Source organism: Candidatus Poriferisodalis sp., assembly GCF_965208555.1.
In the GTDB taxonomy this organism is placed as follows: domain Bacteria; phylum Actinomycetota; class Acidimicrobiia; order Acidimicrobiales; family Poriferisodalaceae; genus Poriferisodalis.
On record NZ_OZ242342.1, the window covers coordinates 696,638 to 718,382 of the forward strand.

Consider the following 21,745-nt stretch of genomic DNA (forward strand, 5'->3'; position numbering starts at 1 on the left):
TGCGCCCGGCTGAACCAGGCGCACGAGCACTGCTGCGCCTGGGTGAACCAGCTAGATCATCTCGCCGCGCTTGACGATCACGTGATCGCACAAGCCGTAGGCCTTCGCTTCCTCCGCGGTGAACCAGCGATCCCGCTCGGAGTCGAGCAAGATCTGCTCCACGTCCTGACCGCTGTGCAGGGCAGTGCGCTCGGCCATCAGGCGCTTGACGTAGGCCATCTGCTCGGCCTGGATGGCAATGTCCGATGCCTGGCCCCGGACGCCGCCCGACGGCTGGTGCATCATCACCCGGGCGTGGGGCAGGCAATAGCGCTTGCCCGGCGCCCCCGCGGTCAGCAGGAACTGCCCCATCGAGGCGCCCAGCCCCAAGCAGACGGTGGCCACGTCGCAGGCCACGAACTGCATCGTGTCGTAGATGGCCATGCCAGCGGTGACAGAGCCGCCGGGGCTGTTGATGTACAGGGAGATGTCACGGCCCCGATCCTGACCCTCCAGGTACAGCATCTGCGCGCAGACGACGTTGGCGAGCTGATCGTCGACCTCGTCGCCCAAGAACACGATGCGGTCGTCTAGCAGCCGGTTCGAGATCTGGGTCCAGCCGGAGACGCCGCTGGCGTCGAATGCCCGCTGCACACCCGGCGCCGGGACAGAGATCGATGGAAGGTCGGTCATGGGGCGCAGGTTACCGACGGCACCTGCGCGCCCAGCCGGACCGCGAAGCCCATATCGGACGCATCGCTCAGAGCCGTTCCGCGAGCGCACGCAGGGCGCGGCCCCGGTGACTGATGCTGTTCTTGTCCTCGGGAGCCATCTCGGCGAAGGTCGACGGTGTTGCTTCGTCGGGCACGAACACCGGGTCATAGCCGAAACCGCCCTCGCCGCGCGGCGCCGTCGCGATCGTGCCCTCGACGACACCGTCCGCCAGAACTTCGCGGCCATCGGCGAACACGACGGCCACGACCGTGCGGAAACGCGCTGTGCGTTGGTGGGAAGGCACGTCCCGCAGCTCCGCCAGGAGCTTGGCCAGGTTCGCAGCAGCGTCCTGTTGGGGACCGGCGTAGCGAGCACTGTGCACCCCAGGGGCACCGCCCAGCGCATCGACTTCCAGCCCTGTGTCATCCGCGATGGCAGGTTCGCCTACAGCTGCGCACACGAACCGTGCCTTGATCAGCGCGTTGACTTCAAGCGTCTCGCCGTCCTCGGTCACATCGCCCAAGGAAGGCGGCCGCGGCACAATCTGGACATCTGGCATGGCCTCCCGCAACACCGCGGCGATCTCGATCGCCTTGTGCGGGTTCGCGGAGGCCATCACGAGTCGCATTCGCTCAACCTCTCGCCCGTACTGCCGTGAATGCCCTGCTGTTTGCCCTGCCGGTTTGCCCTGTCGCCGGCCAGAACAGCATCAGGATCAGGATCAGGATGGCGGTGTGGCGAGTGTGGCCCGCTGCAAATCGACGATCTCGCCGATGCCCGAGCGGGCCAGCGCCAGCATGGCGCCGAGCTGAGCGTCGTCGAACGGATCGCCCTCGGCGGTGCCCTGCACCTCCACGAAGCGCCCCTGGCCCGTCATCACGACGTTCATGTCCACCTCGGCGCGTGAGTCCTCCTCGTAGGGCAGATCGAGCCGGGCCTCGCCGTCCACGATCCCCACCGAGATGGCCGCGCACTCGTCGACCAGCGGATGCCGGCTGATCGCCCCGCTGCTGACCAGGCGGGTGCACGCATCGTGCAGTGCCACATAGCCGCCGCAGATGGAAGCCGTGCGCGTTCCCCCGTCGGCCTGCAGCACATCGCAGTCGACGGTGACCTCGCGCTCGCCGAGCGCCGCCATGTCGCACACCGCCCGCAAGGCCCGACCGATCAGGCGCTCGATCTCGAGCGTGCGCCCCTTCTGCTTGCCTCGCTTGGATTCGCGACCGACGCGTTCGCCGCTGGAACCGGGCAGCATCGCATACTCGGCGGTCACCCAGCCGGTCCCCCGGCCGCGCATCCAGCGCGGCACATCGTCGTCGATCGACACGGTGCACAGCACCCTGGTCCGGCCGAAGGACACGAGCACCGAGCCCGGCGTCTGGTCGGTGAAGTCGCGCTCGAAGGTGACCGGTCGCAGCTCGCCCGAGGCCCGGCCGTCGGCGCGCGTCACGGCCGAGCCCCAGCATTCTCGGCAAGCACGGTGTTCACGCCCAGAACGTTGCGCCGGTGCGTGCGACGGCCACGTCGCCGCTGAATACCTCGCCGGCCTCGGTGAGGTGGTCCTGCGGATCCGATCCAGGCGGCACATGGGTCACCACGAGCTGCCGCGCACCCACATCGTTGGCGTCGGCCGCCAGCCATGCTGCGCTGACGTGGGGGATCTCGGGATTGTCGGTTGCGTGCAGCAGCGTGCCCTCGCCCACCACAAGGTCCGGCGACGATCGGCCGACGTCACGGCTGAGTGCCGACAGTGCCCAGCCCCGGCCGGTGTCCGACGTATAGACGATGGACTTGCCATCGCATTCGAAGCGCATCGCCAGCGTCTCGACCGGGTGATCGGTGCGGGAGAACAGCACGTCGATGTCGCCGACGCATGCCTCCGATGAGTCCTTGATCATCTCCCAGCCGAACAGATCCGAACTGTCGCCGTGCACGTCGGTGACCTCGCGCACGCCTTCGGTGGCGAGCACCCGGATGTGCTCGATGCCCATGTAGTACTTCGCCGCGTTGTAGATCACCGGCAGCTCGGCGCAGTGGTCCGGGTGGTGATGGCTCACCAGCAGCGCGTCCACCGAATCCAGCGGCACGTGCGACTGCAGGTTGGCGAATGTGCCCGGCCCGCAGTCCACCCACAGGGTCGTCGCGTCGCTGCGAACGAGGTACCCGCTGCACGACTCGCCGGCGGCGGCATAGCTGCCCGAACAACCCAAGACCGTCACCGAGAGCTTGCTCACGGAGGCCGATACTACGCATCTCACCACGGCTTCTCACATCGGGCCGGGGCCTGCAGAGCATCAGCCCATCGGGCAGCGCGTTCCCGCTTCGAGCGACCCGATGGCACCGGCTTCGTCGAAGATGCCGACGAGCTCGCCGCCGCTGGTCGTGAGCACGACCGAGGCCGGTTCGCCGGCGGTGGCCGGGTGGAAGGTGGCGGCCGGGTAGGTCTCAGCGACCTCTGCGCGCGTGGCGCCCACACCGATCCCCTCGGCAGTCCGCAGCATGTACGGGTCGGGCCCGAACGATCCCAGCCGCCAGGTCATGAAGTGCTCATCGGCGGCATCGCGGTGCTGGTTTCCGTCCTGGGCATCGCCAAATAGGGCCAAGACGCCCGGCCATTCCACCGCTCGCAGCCGGCTGCCGGGACAGTTCCCATAGATCGAGAACGTGTCGATCCAGCCGCTGTCGGCAACCGGCTGGCCGAGCGCGACGGTCAGGACTTCCACGGCGGCCTGCGCGCTGGTGCCGAAGGGCACGAGACCGAGGCCGTCGCCGGCAAGCACCACGCCTTCGGGACGGGGGACCGCTGCACCTCCCAGTCGCAGCGGTGCCGTCGTCGCAGTCGCGGCCCCGTCGGGGGTTGCCGCGCCACCGTCGGCTGGAGCCGTGACCAGCACCGCTGTGGGACGCTCCGACGACGCCTGGGAGGGCAGCAGTGTTGTCGCGGTGACGTCACGAGACAGGGCAATGGAGGACGGCGGGGTCGAATTGACCCTCAGTGGCGGACCCGTGCAGGCAGCCGCCATCGCCGCCAGCGCCACAGCGATCGCCGCTGCTCGGCGAGGGAATCTCCTCTGGCCCATGGCGGCAACGGTACGACGCCGATACAGACATTCAGCAGCGGAGATCGCCGCGAAATGGAGCTAGAAGTAGATGACGTTCTCGGCCTGGGCAGCCGCAGCATCCAGATCGTCCGTCCAGGCACCGACCGACAGGTACTTCCAGCCGTGGTCGCTCACCACGAACACGATGACGCCCTCGTCGATGCGTGCAGCCGCCTTGCGGGCCCCGGCCAGCGCCGCGCCGCCTGAGATGCCCGAGAACACGCCTTCGGCCGCCAGCATCCGCGTCGCCTCGATGGATTCACGCGGACGGACGATCATCTTGCGGTCGAGCAGATCGACACCGCCCCACTGCTCGAAGATGGGCGGCACGTAGCCGTCGTCGAGGCTGCGCAGACCCTCAACCTGCTCGCCCGCCGGCGGTTCCACCGCCCACACCTGCACGCCCGGCTCGTGCTCCTTCAGGTACCGACCGGCGCCCAGCAGCGTGCCGCTCGTGCCCAGCCCGGCGACGAAGTGCGTGATGCCCGGGACGTCGGCGACGATCTCAGGACCCGTAGTGCGGTAGTGCACCTCGGGATTGGCCTCGTTGCCGTACTGGTACAGCATTGTCCAGTCGGGGTTGGCAGCGGCCAGCTCCAACGCGAGCCGCACGGCCCCGTTGGAGCCCTGCTCGGCCGGACTGGCGATGATCTCGGCGCCGAAGATCTCGAGCATCTGGCGCCGCTCGGCGGTGACATTGCCGGGCAGCACGATCTTCACCCGGTAGCCGCGGCGCTGCCCGAGCATGGCCAAGGCGATGCCGGTATTGCCCGAGGAGGGCTCAATGACCACCGAGCCGGGTTCAAGCCGGCCCTCGGCCTCGGCGCGGTCGAGCATGGCCAGAGCAACCCGGTCCTTGACCGAACCGGTCGGGTTCTGGCCCTCCAGCTTGGCGTACAGCTCCACTGACGGGTTGGGGCTGAGCCGACTGACGTCAAGCGTGGGGGTGCCGCCGATCAGCTCGTCGACGGAGCGATAAACGGCCACTTGCCCGCTCAGCTCTGGAAGCCGGTGCGGGACCGAGCGGGCTCAACCACCGGCAACGGCAGGCAGAATCGACAGCTCGTCGCCGTCGGACAGCGCAGTGTCCATCTGGGAGAGGTAGCGCACGTCCTCGTCGTTGACATAGACGTTGACGAAGCGGTGCAGGCTGCCGTCGTCGGCGAGCAGGTTGGGGGCGATGCCGGGAAACTCGCCGACCAGCCACGACACGGCCTCGGCCACGGTGCTGCCCTCGGCGGCAACTCGCGACTGCCCGTTGGCGTGGGGGCGCAAAACGGTCGGCAGGCGGACGGTGACAGCCATCGGAGCTCCCGGTTCGGCGGCAGCGGGGTGCGCGGTTCCCGGCCGGAACTCGTCGAGGCGCCTCGACAATTCCCGACCTGTTCACTCAGGATTCTAGGGGTCGCGCCCGCCGTACCCTCGGGCTGGTGGCAGAGGACCGGAACGTCGTGGCGTCGAACCGCCGTGCGCGCCGCAACTACGAGGTGCTCGACACCTTCGAGTGCGGCATGGTCTTGCGCGGCACAGAGGTGAAATCGCTGCGCGCCGGCGGGGCGCAGATGGGCGATGCATACGCCCGGGTGCGCGACGACGAGATGTGGCTGATGGGCCTGCACATCGCTCCGTGGATCCATGCATCGCCGAGCCTGGGGCATGAGGTGGAACGCCCTCGCAAGCTGCTCATGCACCGTGCGGAGATCAACCGGCTTCGGGCCCGGACCGAGCAGGACCGCCTGCAGCTCATCCCGCTGGAGATCTACTTCCGCGACGGGCGGGCCAAGCTGGAGCTTGCGCTCGCCCGGGGCCGACGGCTGTACGACAAGCGGCAGGCCATTCGCAAGCGAGAAACCGACCGCGAGGCCCGCCGGGCGCTGAGGGACCGCTCCGTCTAGCCGAAGGCCGCTGTGGCTATGCGGGCTACTGCGGCCGGCTGGTCGAAGTCGGCTTGGTGGCCGGCGTCGTCGAGCAGGTGCGTGCCCACCACGTTGGGCAGCGCCTCGGCCCAGCGTTCCAGGTACGACGCCGGGATAATCCGGTCCTTGGCGCCGTGCACCAGCGTCACGGCGTTGGTCACGCGGTGCAGTCGCTCTGCCAGACCCCATTCGGGCAGTGGCCAGATCAGCTGCGCGGCAGCCGTCCGCGTGAGATAGCGGTGCACGCCGTGCTCCACCACCATGTCGGCCGGCAGGTCGGTCGGGTCGTCGAAGAAGGCCGCTGACGCCTCGGTGTCCTCAGTCAGCATCGCTCGCTGCACGCTCAGCGTGGTGCCGAACGGGTCGGCCACCGGATCGCTGTCATCCCACAGGCCGAACGGCGCCACGAGCACCATCGGGCCGAACGCCTCGGGCCGGATCGCGGCGAGCTCGAGCGCCAGCATCGCGCCCACGCTGGAAGCCACCAGCGGCGCCCCGGCCAGGCCGGCCACGTCGACAACCTCGCTGGCGGCAACGACCCAGTCGTGCAAGTTGCGCAGACCGTCAGGCTCGCTGGAGCCGGTGAATCCCGGCAGGCTCGGCGCCACGACGCGGTGGCCTGCCGCGGCCAGTTCCTCCAGCACGGCGTGCGTGCCAGGGTTGCCGAGCATCCCGTGCAGGTAGCCCACAGTGGGACCCTCGCCCAGCTCGACGAGGCCGATGTGCCCGTCTCGGAATGGCAGCGTGCCGGGTGCGAAGTGACCTGCCAGCGGCGTGCCTGCGCTCATCGGGCGCGGCTTCCCACGGGCTCGAGCTGGTGGTCGGGCTTGGGCCACCAGTGATCCTCGTAGTCGTCCTCGAACAGGCCTGCAACCTCAGGCATCACCTTGGTGGCGTACATCTCGGTGTTCATCTTCACCAACTCGGGATCCATGTTGCCGAAGTGGCTGAACACCATCAGGTGGCCGACGTTCATGGTGGTGGCCAGCTCGTGCACCTGCTCGGTGACCTGCGTGGGATCGCCCAGGATGATGTAACCCTTCTCCACCATCGCTTCGAACGTCAGCTTCTTCGAGCCGTATGACGACTTGGCAGCGCCCGCTTTGGCGGCGTCGGCCGCGCTGGCTTCGCGCCGAGCGGTGGCCTCCCGCGCTGCGCGCTCGACCATGCCCTCCACGCCGGCCCGAACCGTGTTCGGCGTCTTGTAGCCGGGCGGGTCGGCGTAGCCGGCATACACGTGCAGGCAGGTGTTGAAGAAGTACTCGGCGGGCTCGCGGTACAGGTCCCACGCCTCGGCCTCGGTGTCGGCCACCGCAATGAACTGGGCGAAGCCGCCCTGGAACGGGTTGGTTTCCTTGCCGAGCTCCTGGACCTTCTTCCAGAAGCCCTGCATCGTGCGCAGCCCCGCCTTGTAGCCGAAGTAGCTCAGGTAGCAGTACACGAGGTCTTCGGCGGCGCACCAGTCCCAGGTATCCACCGAGCCGCCGCCGGGAATCCAGATGGGCGGGTGGGGCTGCTGCACCGGCCGGGGCCACACGTTGACGTAGCGCAGCTTGTTGTAGTTGCCGTTGAAGCTGAACACCTCGTCGGACGTCCACGCCTGGCGGATCAGGTCCACGCCCTCGTGGTAGCGCTCGCGCAGCGTGGCCGGGTTCTGGCCGTAGGCGTAGATGGTGTCCATCGGCGAGCCCACCGGGAAGCCGGCGATCATGCGCCCGCCGGTGATGCCGTCGAGCATGGCGATCTCCTCGGCCACCCGCAGCGGCGGGTTGTACAGCGCCACCGAGTCGCCCAGCACCACGATGTTGGTGTCAGGGCAATTGCGGGACAGCGCCGCCGCGATGATGTTGGGGCTGGGCATCAGCCCGTAGCCGTTGGAGTGGTGCTCGTTGATGCCCACGGCGTCGAACCCGCACTGGGCGGCGAACTCGAGCTGGTCGAGGTAGGTGTTGTAGGTCTCGTGGCCGACCGTGGGGTCGTACAGCTTCGGGTCGATGTCCACCCACACCGAGCGGTGCTGCTCAGGGAAGTCCGGCGGGAGCTCCGGGTAGGGCATCAAATGGAAGAAGATCGACTTCACGGCGTGCTCCTTGCGGCTCGCCGGAAAATCTACTCCGCATTCGACTTCGAGTCGGGATCGGCTGTGCGGCCAATCGAGGAAGAAGCGGCGGCGGGCTCAGTCCCAGTCGTTGCCCACGATCGAGACGTCGTCGGGGTTGAAGAAACCGGGAATCGTCCAGCCGTCGAGGTCGTACTCTGCCATGCACTGCTCGGCGAAGCCTTCGAGCATCGCTGTCAAGGATTCCTGACCGGGCGCCGCCCCATCGGCCGCATGCACGTTCTCGTAGCGGATCTGTTCGTTGTTGCCCGCGTAGTTGCGCTCGTACAGCTCGTGACGGCCTCCGAACTCGCTGCCCATGGCATCCCACAGCAGCTTCATGACCTTCATCCGCTCGAGCGCCGGGATGCCGTCCGAACCTCGCACGAAGCGCTCCAGGTATGGCCGGATCTCGTCCGATTTGAAGTCGGCGGCGTTCGAGTTGACATAGATCAAGCCTGACGCCACCACCTGCTCGACGATGTCCTTGATCCGGGGGTAGAAGTACGGCGTGAAGGTGCGGTACGCCAAGCCGTAGAGCACGGACGGCTGCACGGCGCCGTTCGCCCACGGATCGGGGTTGCGGCACATTGCGTCGCTCAGACCCCACATCAGGTTGCGGATGGCGATCACCTCGCCCAGGTTGGCCTGCACGCCCCGGAAGTCACGGGTGCCGGTGGCGCGCAGCGCCTTCGACAGCAGCCCGGCGATGAAGTCCAGCTTCACGCACAGGCGGGCCAGCCCATGGAAGGTGAACCGAGGCAGGAAGCCGATGGAGGGGAAGAAGCTGTTGGCCTTGGGCACGTCGCCGTACAGGAACACGTTCTCCCAGGGGATCAGCACCTGATCGAACACCAAGATCGAGTCGTTCTCGTCCAGGCGGCTGGACAGCGGGTAGTCGAACACGCTTCCGGTGGCAGCCGCCTGCAGCTCATAGGAGTTGCGGCAGATCAGCTTCACCCCGTCGGCATCCATCGGCGCGGTGCACACGATGGCGAAGTCACGGTCCTGAATGGGTATCTGGCCGTAGTGGGCGATGAAGTTGTAGTGCGTCAGCGCCGAGCCGGTGGCCACGACCTTGGCGCCCGACACGACCAGGCCGTTGTCGGTCTCGCGCTCGACGTGCATGCAGACGTCACGGATCGCATCGGGTCCCAGGTGACGGTCGACCGGCGGATGCACGATGGCGTGGTTCCAGTACAACACCTCTTCCTGGCTGCGCTGATACCAGTGGATGGCGTTGTCGGAGTAGTCGCCGTAGAACTCCGGCATCGCTCCCAGGGTGGCCAGGAACGACGCCTTGTAATCGGGGCTGCGACCCATCCAGCCATAGGTCAGGCGCTGCCAGCCGGCAATGGCGTCACGGGCGCCGACGAGGTCGTCCGCGCTGTGAGGCACCCGAAAGAACTTGTGCGTCTTGCCGCCTGAACCGGTGTCGGTCTCGCACACCAGCACGTCTTGCTGGGCAGGATCGCCCAGCGCGTCGTAGAGGCGGGCAATAGAGCGCACGCTGTTGCGGAACGCCGGGTGCGTGGTGACGTCACGCACCTTCTCGCCGTGGAAGTACACCGTGCGCCCGTCGCGCAGGCTCTCGACGTATTCGTCGCCCGTCATCGGCGACCGGCGCTGGGCCGCGCCCGTCGGGACAGGAGCGCTCATCGCTCAGGAGTTGTTGAAGTCTGTGACGTAATCGGTGTCGTCGACGAGCAGATCGTCCTTCGGCAGCACCTTGGCGTAGTTGAGCGCGCCGTTGATGTCGTGCTCCCAGACCTCGTTGGGCAGTTCGTAGAGCACTTCCACGCCGTATCCGTTGGGATCATTCACGTACACGCTGTGCGTCATGCCGTGGTCGACTCGGACGTTCATCGGCACATCGCGCTCTTCGAGGAACTGCACCTGCTCCAGCCACGACTCCCGGTCGGGGTAGGTGATGGCGATGTGGTTGATCGCGCACTCGCCGTCGGTCATGCTCCACTGCTCGGGCGGCGCCGGCAGGCTGGGCCGCTCGACAAGGGCGATGTCGTGGTGATTCACGTCGTCGACGACACCGCTGTAGAAGCGCATGTTCATGTTCGTCCCTCGACCGCCTCTCGGCTCGAGTTCGCCGACCTGCTTGAAGCCCAGCAGATCGCACCAGAAGCGGTGGGATTCCTCCATGTTGCGGACGTTGAGCACAAGATGGTTCACGCCCCGGGGCGTCACCGCTGTCGTGCGCTTCTTGATGGTCTCGCTCATGGACTACCCCGCTCTGCCGGACTTGCGGTCCGCACCGGCGGCCCGCCGAAGCCTGCGCCGAGCCTAGCCACACGCCCCTGCAAGAGAGAAAATCCGACTCGGCTCAGCCTTGGCGCTTTGCCTGCCACTCCTCGAATTCCGGGCGGCGCTCGGCTGAGATCGGGAACACGCCGATCGAGCTCTCGCCGGCTGCGACGCGCTCGATGGCCCACTCCTCTTCGATCTCCTGGGTGTAGGAGTCGTTGGCGACCTCTTCGGCGAGCAGTGCCGGGATGACCACAGCGCCTTCGCCGTCGCCCACGATGATGTCGCCCGGGAAGACGGTGACGCCAGCGCAGGCGATGGGCACCTGGTGCGCAAGCGGCGTGTGCAGACGGCCGAGGGTCGCAGCATGCGATGACCGGTGATAGGTGGGCAGGCCGACATCGGCCACTGCAGGCGTGTCGCGCAGTGCTCCGTCGGTGACAAAGCCGGTGCCGCCGAGCTGCTTGACACGCATGGAGAAGATGTCGCCGATAGTGCCCGCATCCGGCTCGCCACGGGCTTCCACGATGAGCACTTCATCCGGTTCGATCGACTCGACCGCCTGGCGCTGGGCATTCGGGCCCTGCAGCCGGCGCTCGAAGTCCTCACGCTTGGGCACGAAGCGCAGCGTGTGGGCGTAGCCGAGCATTCGCTGGCCCTCGTTCAGCGGCCTCAGCCCGTTCAGAAAGCTGTTTCGCATCCCGCGCCGCTGCATCTGGCCCGCCAGCGTCGCCGTGGACACCGCGTTCAGCTTCATGCGCATGTCGTCGGTGAGCTCGGTCGGTCGGTGTTCTGCTGTTGCCATGGCTTCCTCCTCGCCGAGAAGACTGGCACATCGTCAGCCGGATCCGCAGTGCAGCCTTCAAGCGGCGCAGACTGTTACTCGTACCGGAGGGAGACGTCGTGCCACCATCAAAGACCATCGATCCCATCGAGCTGTCCAGCCGGCTGATCGATACGGGCATCGCCGACGAACGCATCGTGCGGGTGGACAACACGCTGAGCGAGATCGACGACAACGTGGCGGTGATCGAGGCGTTCAGCAACATGGTCGCGTTCGGCACCGACGACGGATTGGTGTGCTTCGACGCCAGCGGACCGCTCAACGGCACGGCGGTGGTGGACTCGCTGCGAGGCTGGTCCGGCGATCGCATCAACACACTGCTGTACACCCACGGCCACATTGACCATGTGGGTGGCAGCGGGGCGCTGGCTGCCGATGCGGCCGAACGTGGCCAGCCGGCGCCGCTCGTGGTGGGCCACGACAACGTGATCCCGCGCTTCGAGCGCTACAACGCCACCAGCGGCTACAACCTCATCATCAACCGTCGGCAGTTCGGTGCTTCGTTGCGACGGCGTGGTGTCGGCATCACCGGCGACGAGCCGAGTTTCCTCCCCGGCGACACGCTCTGGCCGACGCGCACCTACAGCGAGAATGATTCGCTGTCGGTGGGCGGGCTCGATTTCGAGCTGCATCACGACAAGGGCGAGACCGACGATCACACGTGGGCGTGGGTGCCCTCGCACCGGGCGATCTGCCCCGGCGATCTGGTCGTGTGGGTCTTCCCCAACGCCGGGAATCCGCAAAAGGTGCAGCGCTACCCGCTCGAATGGGCCCGGGCGCTGCGCCGCATGGACGCGTTGGAGCCCGAGCTGCTGGTCCCGGCGCACGGCCCGCCGGTGCGCGGCCGCGAGCGGATCGCCACGGTGCTGCTGACGCTCGCCGAGTCACTGGAGACCCTCGTCAGCCAGACGCTCGACCTGATGAACGAGGGAGCATCGCTGGATGAAATCCTCCAGAGCGTGTCGCTGCCGGCCGAGTGGCTGGAGCGCCCGTGGATGCGGCCGGTGTACGACGAGCCGGAATTTGTGATCCGCAACATCTGGCGGCTGTACGGGGGATGGTGGGACCTCGATCCGGCGTACCTCAAGCCCTCACCAAAGGCAGAGCTCGCCGGCGAGCTGGTGCGCCTGGGCGGCGGCGCCGAGGCGTTCGCGCGGCGGGCGCAGGAGCTGGTGGAGGCCGGCGATCTCAAGCTGGCATGTCACCTGATCGAACTGGCCGTGGCGGCAGATCCGGACTCGGCGAGCATGCACGGCGCGCGCGCCGAGATCTACGAGGCCCGGCGGGCGGCTGAGCAGTCGCTGATGTCGATCGGCATCTTCAGCGCTGCCGCAGCCGAGTCCCGAGACATCGCTGAGGCATAGTCTTCGGGTACCGGCTCGGCTTGCCCGCGGCCGCGACTTGCAGGCTGGAACAGCGGGGCGGAGCAGGCACATGGCCGACAGCGGACCGGGCACGGCGCCAGGAGCGCCGTACGGGGGGCGCGGCGCACCCGCGATGTCAGAGCGCGCACTCGGCGTGCCGGCCGCAGCCGTGGCGATGGTGGGTTGGGCTGCGTCGGGCGTGATCGCCAAGGGCATCTCCGAACTCGGGCCGCTGGCCGTCGTGTTCTGGCGGATGTGGCTCTACACCGGGCTGGTCGCGCTGTTCCTGTGGGCGAACCGGACGCCGCTGCGGCTGTCATCAATCAAGGTTTCGTTCTGGGGCGGCTTCTCGCTGGCGTTCGACATCATGCTGTTCTTCGTCGCACTGCGGATGACCACAGTGGCCAACGCCACCGTGGTGGCGTCATTGCAGCCGCTGCTGATGCTCTTCCTGGCGCCACGCATCTTCGGCGAGCAGCCGGGCCGGCGTCACTGGGGCATGGCGCTGGTGGCCATCGGCGGGATCGCCATCGTCGTGTTCGGCTCGGCCGGCATCCCCGAGTGGAGCGTGCTCGGCGACCTGCTGGCGTTCGGGGCACTGTTCGCCTGGACGGGCTACTTCGTGTTCTCCAAGCTCAGCACCCAGAAGATCGCCGCAGCGCAGTACACGGCCGGCAGCGCGCTGGTGTGCTCGCTGGTGGCCACGCCGTTCGCGCTCGCATCGGGGCAGGTCTTCGACTGGCCGTCAGCGGGTGCGTGGCTGTGGCTGGGGATCATGGCCGTCGGGCCCGGGGTCGCCAGCCACATGCTGATGAACTGGTCGCTGGTGCGGATCCCGTCGTGGCTGGGCTCGGTGATGACGCTGGCCATCCCCGTCACCAGCACGCTGATGGCCTGGGCGTTCCTGGGCGATCAGGTGTCACTGTGGCAGTTCGTCGGGATGACCGTGGTGATGTTCGCCCTCGCAGCAGTCGTGCTCGATCAATCCCGCACGAAGCTGACCTAGGGCTGACGGCGAGCAAACGTCGCCGGTCGCAGCCGAGCGCTAGTTCAGTTGGCCGCGTGGACCGCCGGGCGGCGGCTCGACCACGGTGCCGCCTGTTCCATCTGGGCGGCGACACGCAGCAGCACGTCCTCGCGGCCAGGCGCTGCCACGAGCTGGATGCCGATGGGGAGCCCCTCCGGCGACATGCCCTCGGGCGTGCCCAGCGGCACCGAGATGGCGGGCTGGCCGCTGACGTTGAACTGAGGCAGGTACGGCGTCACCTTTGCCAAGCGTCGCACCAGCGTGCGCTCGTCGCCCTCGACCAGGTAGCCAACCGGCGGCGGCACCATGCCGAGCGTGGGGGTCAGCAGCAGGTCGAAGCCGTCGCCGTGGCCGGGCTGGGGGTTCCACCACTGCACGAGACGGCGAGTGAACTGGTGCAACCGCTCCCGGCTCGCCAGGATGTCGGCCCCGCTGATCTTGGTGCCGCGCTGGTAGTTGATCCACGCGACCGGCTCCATGTCGTCCTCGCCCCACGGACGCCCCAGCACGCTCTCGAAGGAACGCATCGTCGCCGTGGCGCTGGCGCGCATGATGCGGACGTAGTCGTACATGTAGTCGTTGGTCGCCATCGCTTCGGGGAGTGCTGGCTCGACCCGATGGCCGAGGCCGTCAAGCAGGCTGGCGGCCGCCTCGGCGGCCTGGGTGCAGAACGGATCGGTGTCCTCGAACGGGATCGTGGAGCTGACGCCGATGCGCAGTTGCCCGGGACTTTGGCCGACCTCGGCGACATAGCCGTCGGCCGGCGCGGGGTGGGCCGGCACGTACGGATCGCCGGGTTCGGGCCCGGCCAGCACATCGAGCGCCAGCGCCGCGTCGCGCACGGTCAGAGCTACAGCCCCGTCGGTCGTGCCGCCACCCCAGCCCTCGCCGGCCGGAGCGCTCGAGATCCGGCCGCGTGACGGCTTGAGGCCCACGAGCCCGTTCGCACTGGCAGGAATGCGGATGGAGCCGCCGCCGTCGCTCGCGTGCGCGATACGTACGATGCCTGCCGCCACCGCGGCTGCAGCTCCCCCGCTGGAGCCGAGCACCGTGTGGTCGGTGTTCCAGGGGTTGCGCGTGGGGCCGTACAACATCGTCTCGGCCGCTCCCGGGCACTGCCCGCCGCCGAGCTCGGGGCTGTGCGTGTGGCCGATGCTGACTGCACCGGCTTCGGACCACCGGCGCGCCACCGCACCGGTTTCGCTGTAGCGGTGGTCGAGCTCGGCCAATCGGCGGTTGCCCTGGTACGCGGGCTCGCCCTCCACTGGGCAGAACAGGTCCTTCAACGCGATCGGCACCCCGGCCAGCAACCCGTCCCGCCTGCCGCCGCTCGATTGCTCGGCAGCCTGCCGCCGAGCAGAGTCGAACGTGTCGACGACGATGGCGTTGATCGTCGGGTTCAGCTGCTCGCAGCGGCTGATGGCCTCCTCGACTGTCGCAACGGTGTCGGTCTCCCCGGCTCGCACACGTGCTGCCAGCGCTGTTGCATCGGTCATCTTTGCCCCTGTCGCTGTGGGTCTGCCGCTCGCTGTGCCGGTCCGCAGACCTGTCATCAACGGCGCAGTCTCGCGCAGCCGCCTTCTAGCGGCCTTGCCAGTTGGGTTCGCGCTTCTCGGCGAAAGCTCGGGGGCCTTCCTTGACGTCTTCGCTGGCCATCAGGCGGGCCACGGCGGGGTAGGGGTGGTGGAAGGCCTCGCCGAGCGGCATGTCGAGACCGCGCATCGCGGCCTGCTTGGTGGCCTGGATGGACAGCGGTGCACATCGCATGATGTCGTCGATCAGCCGGTCGGTGGCCGCTTCGAGCTCGTCGTAGGGCACCACGTCGTTGACGATGCCCAGCTCCAGCGCCCGCTGCGCGCTCATGGTGCGCGCCGTCAGCAGGTACTCCATCGCCAGCTTCAGCGGGATCTGCCGGGGCAGGCGGTGGACTCCCCCGCCGCCGGCGTACAGACCCCGCAGCGGCTCGGTCAGCCCGAACTGTGCGTGGTCGGCGGCCACCACTAGGTCGCAGGCCATCGCCACCTCGAAACCGCCGCCGAGCGCCACGCCGTTCACCTGGGCAATCAGCGGCTTGGGATAGTCGAAGCGCTCGATCAGCCGGGTGACCTGGCTCATCAGCTCCCGGTCGGCAGCTTGGGTGGCCTCGTCGGCATGCCGCACCATCGACAGGTGCTTGAGGTCACGCCCGGCGCAGAACGCTTGCCGGCCCACGCCGGTGATGACCATCAGCCAGATGTCGTCGTCGGCAGCCGCGTGATCCAGGATGTCCGACCACTCCTTGTGGGCGGGCGTGTTGATGGCGTTGCGCACCTCGGGCCGGTTGATGGTGATGCGGGCGACGCGGGGCCGGATCTCCTCGTAGACGAAGTAGTGCGGTTCGAAGTCGAGTGCCTGCATGGCCGGGATGGTATGCCAGAGGGCTGGCGGCGGGCCGTGGAACCGCACGGCCGCACCCAAGGAGGCAGCGATGTTCGAAGACCACGTTTCGATCGACACCGGCGAGGGCGAGATGAGCACCTTCGTGACCCATCCCGAGCCCAGCGAGCGCCGGCCGGGACCGTTCCCGACCGTGCTGTTCCTGATGGACGCGCCCGGCAAGCGCGAAGAGCTGCACGACATGGCCCGGCGAATCGCCACCGTCGGGTACTACGTGCTGCTGCCGAACCTGTACTACCGCGACATCCCCGGCTTCATCGTGCAGCGTGACGACCCGGCCAGCCGGCGGTTCATGGGCGAGCTGATGGCGAACCTGTCCAACGCCATGGTGTCGAGGGACGCCGCGGCACTGCTGCGCTATGCCGACGCCGATCCGGCTGCCAGCACCGAGCGGGTCGGCACCACCGGCTACTGCATGACCGGCCCGATGGCGATCTGGCTGGCCGCCGACTACCCCGACCAGATCACCGCCGCTGCGTCGATCCACGGGGTGCGGCTCGCGGTGGACGCCGACGACTCGCCGCATCTGCGAGCGCCCGACATCGGCGGCGAGGTGCTGGTGATGTCCGCCGAGCACGACGACTACGTGGACCGGGCGCACTACGACCGCCTGTGCAAGTCGTTCGCCGATGCCGGCACCGACGCGCAGACCTATTGGGTGGACGGCACCCACCACGGCTTCGTCTTCCCGCAGCGGGAGGTGTACGACAAGCCGGCGGCTGAGCGTCACTGGGAACTGCTGCTCGACATGTTCGCCCGCCGCCTGCACTAGGCGGGCTCGCCGTCGGGCCAAGCGGGCGAGCGCTCGCGCGCGATGCCACACTGTCGCCCCATGGAGACACGTGAACTTGTCCAAAAGGTATGCCCGCCCATCGCGGTGATGGGCTCGATGTTCTACTTCGACCCCGCAACGCTGGCGCGCGGGAAGGAAGCCGGCCTCGACGGCTTCCGCCTCTACGCGCTGGGCCGCGGCGGCGTGCTGGGAGATGTCGAGGCCACGGTCGTGCACAGCGCCTTCGGCTACTTCAATCCCGATCTGATCGCGAAGATCTGGAACTCGGCCAAGGAGGTCATGGCACCGCGTGACGGAGGCCGGCTCTACATGGAGTGCGCAGCCGCTTTCGGCGCCGCCAAGCTCAGCGATGTCGCAGGCCTCGACGCCTTCAATGCCGCGGCCGACAAGGTGATCGACGCCGGGCTCGTCGACAGTTCCGCGCAAGCGCTCTTCGCAGCGATCGCATCCGAGCCTCGCAGTGGCGAGGCCGCCGCACGGGCGTTCCAGAACGTGGCCGTGCTGCGCGAGCTGCGCGGCAGCCTGCACCTGGTCGCCATCGTGGCGTCGGGCCTGTCCACCGAGATGGCGCACCGGGTGCGCCGCCCCGACGACGTCGAGATGTTCGGCTGGACCAACGACGCCGAGGTCACCGACGAGCATCGTGCGAAGTGGGAAGCCGCCGAGGCCCTCACCGACGATCTCGTTGCCCCGATCTACGGCGTGCTCGACGACGCTGAGGCCCAGGCGCTGGCCGACGGTGTCGCAGCCATCGAAGCCGCGCTGACCGGCTAGGGCTGCGGGGTGACACTGTCGCTGGGCGTCGACGAGGCGCTCGCCACCACGCGAGCTGTCAGGCGCCGGCTCGACTTCGACCGGCCGGTGAACGAGACGCTGCTGCAGGAATGCCTGGAGCTTGCGCTGCAGGCTCCCACCGGATCGCTGCGCCAGGACTGGCATTTCGTAGTGTCGACGGACCCAGAGCAGTGCCAGGCCGTCGGGGCGATCTACCAAGAGGTCTGGCTGGGCCGCATCGACGACAACTACCTGGCCAAGGCCGCAGCAGCCGAGAACGACGCCACGGCCCGTGCCGACTGGCTGCGCATGATGGACTCGGCCCGCTACCTGGCCGAGAACTTCCCCCGCACACCGGCGATCTTCGTGCCATGCATCGAAGGCCGGCTCGACGGTGCGCCCGCGGGCCTGCAGGCGCTGCGCTGGGGCTCCGTCATACAGGCGGCGTGGAGCTTCTGCCTGGCCGCTCGCAACCGGGGCCTCGGCACCTGCTGGACCACCGTGCACCTAGCGCGCGAGCAGGAAGTTGCCGAGATCCTGGGCATCCCCTACGACGACGTGCAACAGGTCGCACTGCTGCCGGTTGCCCACACCATCGGCACCGATTTCAAGCCGGGCCGTCGCAAGCCGTTCGACGACTTCGTCCACATGAACGGCTGGTAGCCGCCGGTCAGTCGAACACCAGGATCGAGCGGCCAGCGATTCGCCCGTTCTCGAGGTCGTCGACCGCTTGGCCGATGTCGTCGATTGCGTACTGCTGTGTCACCAGTGCGCTCAGGTCAAGGTCGCCGTCCGCGTGCCACTGCAGGAAACGGGGGAAATCGACGGCCGGCTCGCAGCTGCCGCCCAGACTGGAGATGAACGACCGCTCCCCGATGAACAGGTGCAGCGTGTCGAGTTCGAGGTTGCGCTGAGGCACGCCGACGAGCACGGCCGTGCCGCCGCGGCTCTGGCCGAACTCGCCGGCACGGGTGGCCTCGTGGATCTGCGCCATCGTGCCCTGATGCCCGATGCAGTCGAAGGCGAAGTCCACACCCCGCAGCGGCTGCCGCAGGATGTCGAAGCGGTGCTCATCGGTCGTGAGCGCCCTGATCTGTTCCACCGGATCGCCGTCGGAGGCGTTGACGCCGTGGGTGGCCCCGAAGCGCTTCGCGAACGCCAGCTTCTCCTCAGCGAGGTCCACGGCGATAATCGGATCGGCGCCGACGAATTTGGCGGCCGCCACCGCGGACAAGCCGACGCCTCCGACGCCGAAGATGGCCACGCTGTCTGCGGCCTTCACCCCTGCGGTGTGGAGCACGGCACCGGCGCCGGTGATGACCGCGCAGCCGATGATGCAGGTGGCCTCGACATCGATGCCCTCGGGCACCTTCACCACGAACATCTCATCCGCGATGGTGTGGGTGGCCCACGTGAACACGTTGATCGAGGTCGCAGTCCGGCCGTCGCCCAGATCGAGCCGCAACGGCCCACCCCGGCGGCGTGCGCTCGCTTGGTCTTTGGGCACCCACGTGACCATCACCGTGTCGCCAGGTGCCAGGCCGGTCACATCAGGCCCTACCGCGATCACCTCGCCAGTGGACTCGTGGCCCAACACCTGCGGCGCCGTCCGCGGGTTGTGAATGGTGTGGAGCTGGCTGTGACAGATCCCCGATGCGTACTGCTTCACCACCACCTCATGCCCGCGTGGATCCGGCAGTGCCACATTCAGCACTTCAAGCCCGGCACCGGCCTCCTGCGGGATGACAACAACTCTGGCGTCCACTGGCATCGCACTCCCCTCCCTTGCGCTGCCCCGCTGTCTAGCGGACGCCGACGGACGGCGTCTTCGCGGGGAGGCGGGCGTGTGCGTCAGGTTCTGCGGACGCGCCGGGCCAGGGTGAGGGCATAGTCGCCCTCGGCGTCGGTCCACATACGCTGCACCACAAGGCCCGCGGCGCCGAGTTCTGCTCGCACGCGCTCGGGACGGAACTTGGCGCTGATCTCGGTGCGCATCCGTTCGCCAGCCACGAAGTCGACTGTCATCTCCAAGGCTGGGATGTGCACGGTTTGGGTCCGCAGAGAGCGCAGGCGCATCTCGATCCACTCGTTGCCCGCGTCGAACACCGCCTCATGGGCGAAGGCGTCGAGGTCGAAGTCCGCGCCAAGCCTGCGGTTGAGCACCGACAGCACGTTGAGGTTGAACCGGGCCGTGACGCCGGCAGCGTCGTCATAGGCGGCCACCAGGCGACCGGCATCTTTGACGAGATCGGTGCCCAGCAAGAACGTGTCACCCGTTTGCATCGCGCCGGCGACAGCATCGAGGAACGCCGGCCGACGCGCCGGTGAGAAGTTGCCGACAGTGCCGCCAAGCAGCATCACCATCGCTGGCGCACGGGGCAGCGCGCCGGTCGGGGCGTCGACGTCGTCGAGCGGCAGATGCCCGAGGTGGTGCTCGAAATCGCCGACGACACCACGCACTGCCAGACCGGGGTATGCGTCGGCCACCTCCCGCGCAGCCGCGCGCAACGTGGCCGCGCTGTTGTCGAACGGCACGTACCGGCGGAGTTGGCCGGCGGCCGCGAACGCATCGAGCAGGATGCGGGTCTTGGTCGAGGTTCCCGATCCCAGCTCGGCAATGCAGTCAGCCTCCGAGGCGGCTGCGATGGCATCTGCTTCCCGTTCGAGGATCTCCCGCTCACGTCGAGTTGGGTAGTACTCGTCGAGACGGGTGATCTCGTCGAACAGCTCGCTGCCGAGGTCGTCGTAGAACCACTTCGGCGGCAGCTCTTTGGGCGTCGACGAGAGGCCCACGGAGACATCGGCGCGCAGTTCCCGATCTGACCAGCCGGCGTCGAGCCAGTTGTCGACCGCGGGATCGACGGCGGCCTGAACCGCCTCGTCGGAGACTGTCATCAAGCGTCCGCTGCCAAGCGCAGGCCGGAGAAATGCCAGCGGGTGTGGGGGTGAAAGAAATTGCGGTACGTGGATCGGATGTGACCTTCAGGTGTCGCGCAGCAGCCGCCCCGCAGCACCATCTGGTTGATCATGAACTTGCCGTTGTACTCGCCCACCGCACCGGGTGCCACGCGAAAGCCCGGGTACGGGCTGTAGGGGCTGGACGTCCATTCCCACACGTCGCCGTACAGCTGCTGCAGCGGCACTGAGGCTCCAACGCCTGCATCGGGCGCCGTCGGAGCCGGGGCGGGGTGCAGGCCGGCATCGCGTCCGATGTTGCCAACCATGGGCAGGCCAGCCGCGGCGTGCTCCCACTCGAATTCCGTCGGGAGTCGCGCGCCTGCCCAACGAGCGAATGCCTCAGCCTCGTAGTACGACAGGTGGCACACGGGATCGCCGGGCGCCACCTTCTTGAGGCCCTCCAGGGTGAACACCTGCCAGCCGTCGTCGGCGAGGTGCCAGTACGCGGGCGCATTCCAACCGTGGGCAATGCGCTGGCCCCAGCCATCGGACAACCACAGCGTCGGCGTGTCGTAGCCGTCGTCGGCCATGAACTCCAACCACTGGGCGCAGGTCACCGGGCGGTCGGCGAGCCGGAACGGCGCCGTCAGCACTTGGTGGCGAGGCCCCTCGTTGTCGAAGGCGAAGCTGCGTCCGTCATGACCGACGGTGATCTCGCCACCCTCGAAGCCGACCCAGCGAACATCACCCGCACCGCTCGAGCCGGTGCCGGCCGTCGGCGCACCGCCTGGCGACCGATACGCCGGCCACAGCGCCGGGTTGCACGACAGCACGTGCTTGATGTCCATGAGGATCAGCTCTTGATGCTGCTGCTCGTGGTGCAAGCCCAGCGACACCAAGTCTGCGACTTCGGGGGCGACGGCTCCGCACAGCAGTCGCTCCATCGCCGCGTCGACGTGACGGCGGTACGCCGTGACCTCGGCACACGACGGTCGCGACAGGTATCCGCGCTCTGGCCGCGGGTGTCGCTTCCCGATGGTCTCGTAGTACGAGTTGAACAGGAATCCGAAGGCAGGATCGTGCTCGATGTAGCCGGCGAGATGCGGCTTGCACAAGAAGGTCTCGAAGAACCAGGTGACGTGGGCCCGGTGCCATTTGGTGGGGCTGACATCGGGCATCGTCTGGATGCACTGGTCTTCATCGCTGAGCGGTGCGGTAAGCGCATCAGTGTGTGCCCGCACCGAGCGGTAGCTCCCGAGCAATCCTGACGAGGTGTTGCTGGTCATGCATGTGGCCATAGAGCGTGCGGCAGGGTAGTCCGGCATTATGAAGCCAGTGCAAGCTGATCATGGACGAGCGCTCATGTTTTTGGCGATCGCGGGCCGGAATTCGCATGGACTCGAGCCAGCTTGTGCGCTCAATCGACGCGAACCGGGTGCTCTGCGGTAAACACGCGAGGCGGAAACTGCGTGCCATGGCTGCCGCTATCCGCTCGCGGTCGCGTGCGCCAGCACACAACAGGGTTGCGAACAGGGAGACTGC

The 21,745-nt window shown here is 67.9% G+C and carries 23 protein-coding genes; 6 read left to right on the forward strand and 17 right to left on the reverse strand.

Annotation, left to right across the window (positions count from 1 at the left end; genetic code table 11):
• Positions 1-51: 51 nt before the first annotated feature.
• The 7 genes from ACOGXE_RS03255 to ACOGXE_RS03285 all read right to left on the reverse strand — a co-directional run bounded on the left by ACOGXE_RS03255 (position 52) and on the right by ACOGXE_RS03285 (position 5,099).
• Positions 52-672: an ATP-dependent Clp protease proteolytic subunit gene (locus ACOGXE_RS03255; protein WP_419932516.1), complete on the reverse strand. Its 621-nt coding sequence runs from the start codon at positions 670-672 to the stop codon at positions 52-54.
• Between the two features lie 67 nt (positions 673-739).
• Positions 740-1,321, reverse strand: coding sequence for an RdgB/HAM1 family non-canonical purine NTP pyrophosphatase (gene rdgB, locus ACOGXE_RS03260; protein ID WP_419932517.1), 582 nt, complete (start codon positions 1,319-1,321; stop codon positions 740-742).
• A 93-nt stretch (positions 1,322-1,414) separates the two neighbouring features.
• Complete coding sequence (gene rph, locus ACOGXE_RS03265; RefSeq protein WP_419932518.1) at positions 1,415-2,143, reverse strand: ribonuclease PH; 729 nt, start codon at positions 2,141-2,143, stop codon at positions 1,415-1,417.
• Between the two features lie 34 nt (positions 2,144-2,177).
• Positions 2,178-2,927 carry an MBL fold metallo-hydrolase gene (locus ACOGXE_RS03270; protein WP_419932519.1) on the reverse strand — a complete coding sequence of 250 codons (750 nt, stop codon included), beginning with the start codon at positions 2,925-2,927 and terminating at the stop codon, positions 2,178-2,180.
• Positions 2,928-2,987: 60 nt separating this feature from the next.
• Positions 2,988-3,773 (reverse strand): hypothetical protein, encoded by a 786-nt coding sequence (locus tag ACOGXE_RS03275; RefSeq protein WP_419932520.1) that lies wholly within the window; start codon positions 3,771-3,773, stop codon positions 2,988-2,990.
• Positions 3,774-3,833: 60 nt separating this feature from the next.
• Positions 3,834-4,781 (reverse strand): PLP-dependent cysteine synthase family protein, encoded by a 948-nt coding sequence (locus ACOGXE_RS03280; protein WP_419932521.1) that lies wholly within the window; start codon positions 4,779-4,781, stop codon positions 3,834-3,836.
• Between the two features lie 42 nt (positions 4,782-4,823).
• The gene (locus ACOGXE_RS03285; RefSeq protein ID WP_419932522.1) at positions 4,824-5,099 is read right to left on the reverse strand and encodes a ubiquitin-like small modifier protein 1; all 276 of its coding nucleotides are present in this window, start codon (positions 5,097-5,099) and stop codon (positions 4,824-4,826) included.
• Positions 5,100-5,221: 122 nt separating this feature from the next.
• On the opposite strand from ACOGXE_RS03285, the gene smpB reads away from it, so the two are divergent.
• Positions 5,222-5,689, forward strand: coding sequence for an SsrA-binding protein SmpB (gene smpB, locus ACOGXE_RS03290; protein WP_419933473.1), 468 nt, complete (start codon positions 5,222-5,224; stop codon positions 5,687-5,689).
• On the opposite strand, the gene ACOGXE_RS03295 is transcribed toward smpB, so the two are convergent.
• The 5 genes from ACOGXE_RS03295 to ACOGXE_RS03315 all read right to left on the reverse strand — a co-directional run bounded on the left by ACOGXE_RS03295 (position 5,686) and on the right by ACOGXE_RS03315 (position 10,872).
• Complete coding sequence (locus ACOGXE_RS03295) at positions 5,686-6,498, reverse strand: alpha/beta fold hydrolase (protein WP_419932523.1); 813 nt, start codon at positions 6,496-6,498, stop codon at positions 5,686-5,688. The two genes, smpB and ACOGXE_RS03295, sit on opposite strands and share 4 nt — an antisense overlap.
• Complete coding sequence (locus ACOGXE_RS03300) at positions 6,495-7,790, reverse strand: LLM class flavin-dependent oxidoreductase (protein ID WP_419932524.1); 1,296 nt, start codon at positions 7,788-7,790, stop codon at positions 6,495-6,497. Before ACOGXE_RS03300 ends, ACOGXE_RS03295 begins: the two co-directional genes overlap by 4 nt.
• 96 nt (positions 7,791-7,886) lie before the next feature.
• Entirely contained in the window at positions 7,887-9,422 is a 1,536-nt protein-coding gene (locus ACOGXE_RS03305; protein ID WP_419932525.1) for a 4-hydroxyphenylacetate 3-hydroxylase N-terminal domain-containing protein, read from the reverse strand.
• 48 nt (positions 9,423-9,470) lie between these two features.
• Positions 9,471-10,043, reverse strand: a complete 573-nt coding sequence (locus ACOGXE_RS03310) for a VOC family protein (RefSeq protein WP_419932526.1) — start codon at positions 10,041-10,043, stop codon at positions 9,471-9,473.
• A gap of 103 nt (positions 10,044-10,146) precedes the next feature.
• Entirely contained in the window at positions 10,147-10,872 is a 726-nt protein-coding gene (locus ACOGXE_RS03315) for a hypothetical protein (protein WP_419932527.1), read from the reverse strand.
• A gap of 98 nt (positions 10,873-10,970) precedes the next feature.
• Here ACOGXE_RS03315 and ACOGXE_RS03320 point away from each other — a divergent pair, with 98 nt between their 5' ends.
• Positions 10,971-12,275, forward strand: coding sequence for an alkyl sulfatase dimerization domain-containing protein (locus ACOGXE_RS03320; RefSeq protein WP_419932528.1), 1,305 nt, complete (start codon positions 10,971-10,973; stop codon positions 12,273-12,275).
• Positions 12,276-12,345: 70 nt separating this feature from the next.
• Entirely contained in the window at positions 12,346-13,281 is a 936-nt protein-coding gene (locus tag ACOGXE_RS03325) for a DMT family transporter (protein ID WP_419932529.1), read from the forward strand.
• A gap of 44 nt (positions 13,282-13,325) precedes the next feature.
• Here ACOGXE_RS03325 and ACOGXE_RS03330 read toward each other — a convergent pair whose 3' ends face one another.
• A complete protein-coding gene (locus ACOGXE_RS03330) occupies positions 13,326-14,798 on the reverse strand; it encodes an amidase (RefSeq protein ID WP_419932530.1) in 1,473 nt (490 codons plus the stop codon).
• 85 nt (positions 14,799-14,883) lie between these two features.
• The gene (locus tag ACOGXE_RS03335; protein WP_419932531.1) at positions 14,884-15,699 is read right to left on the reverse strand and encodes an enoyl-CoA hydratase-related protein; all 816 of its coding nucleotides are present in this window, start codon (positions 15,697-15,699) and stop codon (positions 14,884-14,886) included.
• Here ACOGXE_RS03335 and ACOGXE_RS03340 point away from each other — a divergent pair.
• Genes ACOGXE_RS03340 through ACOGXE_RS03350 form a run of 3 tightly spaced genes read left to right on the forward strand, consistent with a single transcriptional unit; the run spans position 15,698 to position 17,968 of the window.
• Positions 15,698-16,510: a dienelactone hydrolase family protein gene (locus tag ACOGXE_RS03340; protein WP_419932533.1), complete on the forward strand. Its 813-nt coding sequence runs from the start codon at positions 15,698-15,700 to the stop codon at positions 16,508-16,510. The two genes, ACOGXE_RS03335 and ACOGXE_RS03340, sit on opposite strands and share 2 nt — an antisense overlap.
• A gap of 60 nt (positions 16,511-16,570) precedes the next feature.
• On the forward strand, positions 16,571-17,305 hold the full coding sequence (locus tag ACOGXE_RS03345; protein WP_419932534.1) for an SCO6745 family protein: 735 nt from the start codon (positions 16,571-16,573) through the stop codon (positions 17,303-17,305).
• A 9-nt stretch (positions 17,306-17,314) separates the two neighbouring features.
• Positions 17,315-17,968 (forward strand): nitroreductase family protein, encoded by a 654-nt coding sequence (locus ACOGXE_RS03350; RefSeq protein WP_419932535.1) that lies wholly within the window; start codon positions 17,315-17,317, stop codon positions 17,966-17,968.
• 7 nt (positions 17,969-17,975) lie between these two features.
• Here the strand turns inward: ACOGXE_RS03350 and ACOGXE_RS03355 are convergent, their stop codons facing one another.
• The 3 genes from ACOGXE_RS03355 to egtB all read right to left on the reverse strand — a co-directional run bounded on the left by ACOGXE_RS03355 (position 17,976) and on the right by egtB (position 21,489).
• Positions 17,976-19,076, reverse strand: coding sequence for a zinc-binding dehydrogenase (locus ACOGXE_RS03355; RefSeq protein ID WP_419932536.1), 1,101 nt, complete (start codon positions 19,074-19,076; stop codon positions 17,976-17,978).
• A gap of 80 nt (positions 19,077-19,156) precedes the next feature.
• The gene (egtD, locus tag ACOGXE_RS03360; protein ID WP_419932537.1) at positions 19,157-20,200 is read right to left on the reverse strand and encodes an L-histidine N(alpha)-methyltransferase; all 1,044 of its coding nucleotides are present in this window, start codon (positions 20,198-20,200) and stop codon (positions 19,157-19,159) included.
• The gene (egtB, locus tag ACOGXE_RS03365) at positions 20,200-21,489 is read right to left on the reverse strand and encodes an ergothioneine biosynthesis protein EgtB (protein WP_419932538.1); all 1,290 of its coding nucleotides are present in this window, start codon (positions 21,487-21,489) and stop codon (positions 20,200-20,202) included. The genes egtD and egtB overlap by 1 nt, the downstream gene beginning before the upstream one ends.
• Positions 21,490-21,745: the final 256 nt, after the last annotated feature.

Bases quoted from the DNA above. Each gene is read 5' to 3' on its own strand.
- egtD (WP_419932537.1), bottom strand. From the start codon at position 20,200: ATGACAGTCTCCGACGAGGCGGTTCAGGCCGCCGTCGATCCCGCGGTC.
- ACOGXE_RS03275 (WP_419932520.1), bottom strand. From the start codon at position 3,773: ATGGGCCAGAGGAGATTCCCTCGCCGAGCAGCGGCGATCGCTGTGGCG.
- rdgB (WP_419932517.1), bottom strand. From the start codon at position 1,321: ATGCGACTCGTGATGGCCTCCGCGAACCCGCACAAGGCGATCGAGATC.
- ACOGXE_RS03335 (WP_419932531.1), bottom strand. From the start codon at position 15,699: ATGCAGGCACTCGACTTCGAACCGCACTACTTCGTCTACGAGGAGATC.
- ACOGXE_RS03345 (WP_419932534.1), top strand. From the start codon at position 16,571: ATGGAGACACGTGAACTTGTCCAAAAGGTATGCCCGCCCATCGCGGTG.
- ACOGXE_RS03355 (WP_419932536.1), bottom strand. From the start codon at position 19,076: ATGCCAGTGGACGCCAGAGTTGTTGTCATCCCGCAGGAGGCCGGTGCC.
- ACOGXE_RS03310 (WP_419932526.1), bottom strand. From the start codon at position 10,043: ATGAGCGAGACCATCAAGAAGCGCACGACAGCGGTGACGCCCCGGGGC.
- ACOGXE_RS03255 (WP_419932516.1), bottom strand. From the start codon at position 672: ATGACCGACCTTCCATCGATCTCTGTCCCGGCGCCGGGTGTGCAGCGG.
- ACOGXE_RS03285 (WP_419932522.1), bottom strand. From the start codon at position 5,099: ATGGCTGTCACCGTCCGCCTGCCGACCGTTTTGCGCCCCCACGCCAAC.
- ACOGXE_RS03340 (WP_419932533.1), top strand. From the start codon at position 15,698: ATGGCCGGGATGGTATGCCAGAGGGCTGGCGGCGGGCCGTGGAACCGC.
- ACOGXE_RS03325 (WP_419932529.1), top strand. From the start codon at position 12,346: ATGGCCGACAGCGGACCGGGCACGGCGCCAGGAGCGCCGTACGGGGGG.
- ACOGXE_RS03330 (WP_419932530.1), bottom strand. From the start codon at position 14,798: ATGACCGATGCAACAGCGCTGGCAGCACGTGTGCGAGCCGGGGAGACC.
- ACOGXE_RS03295 (WP_419932523.1), bottom strand. From the start codon at position 6,498: ATGAGCGCAGGCACGCCGCTGGCAGGTCACTTCGCACCCGGCACGCTG.
- ACOGXE_RS03305 (WP_419932525.1), bottom strand. From the start codon at position 9,422: ATGACGGGCGACGAATACGTCGAGAGCCTGCGCGACGGGCGCACGGTG.
- ACOGXE_RS03315 (WP_419932527.1), bottom strand. From the start codon at position 10,872: ATGGCAACAGCAGAACACCGACCGACCGAGCTCACCGACGACATGCGC.
- egtB (WP_419932538.1), bottom strand. From the start codon at position 21,489: ATGACCAGCAACACCTCGTCAGGATTGCTCGGGAGCTACCGCTCGGTG.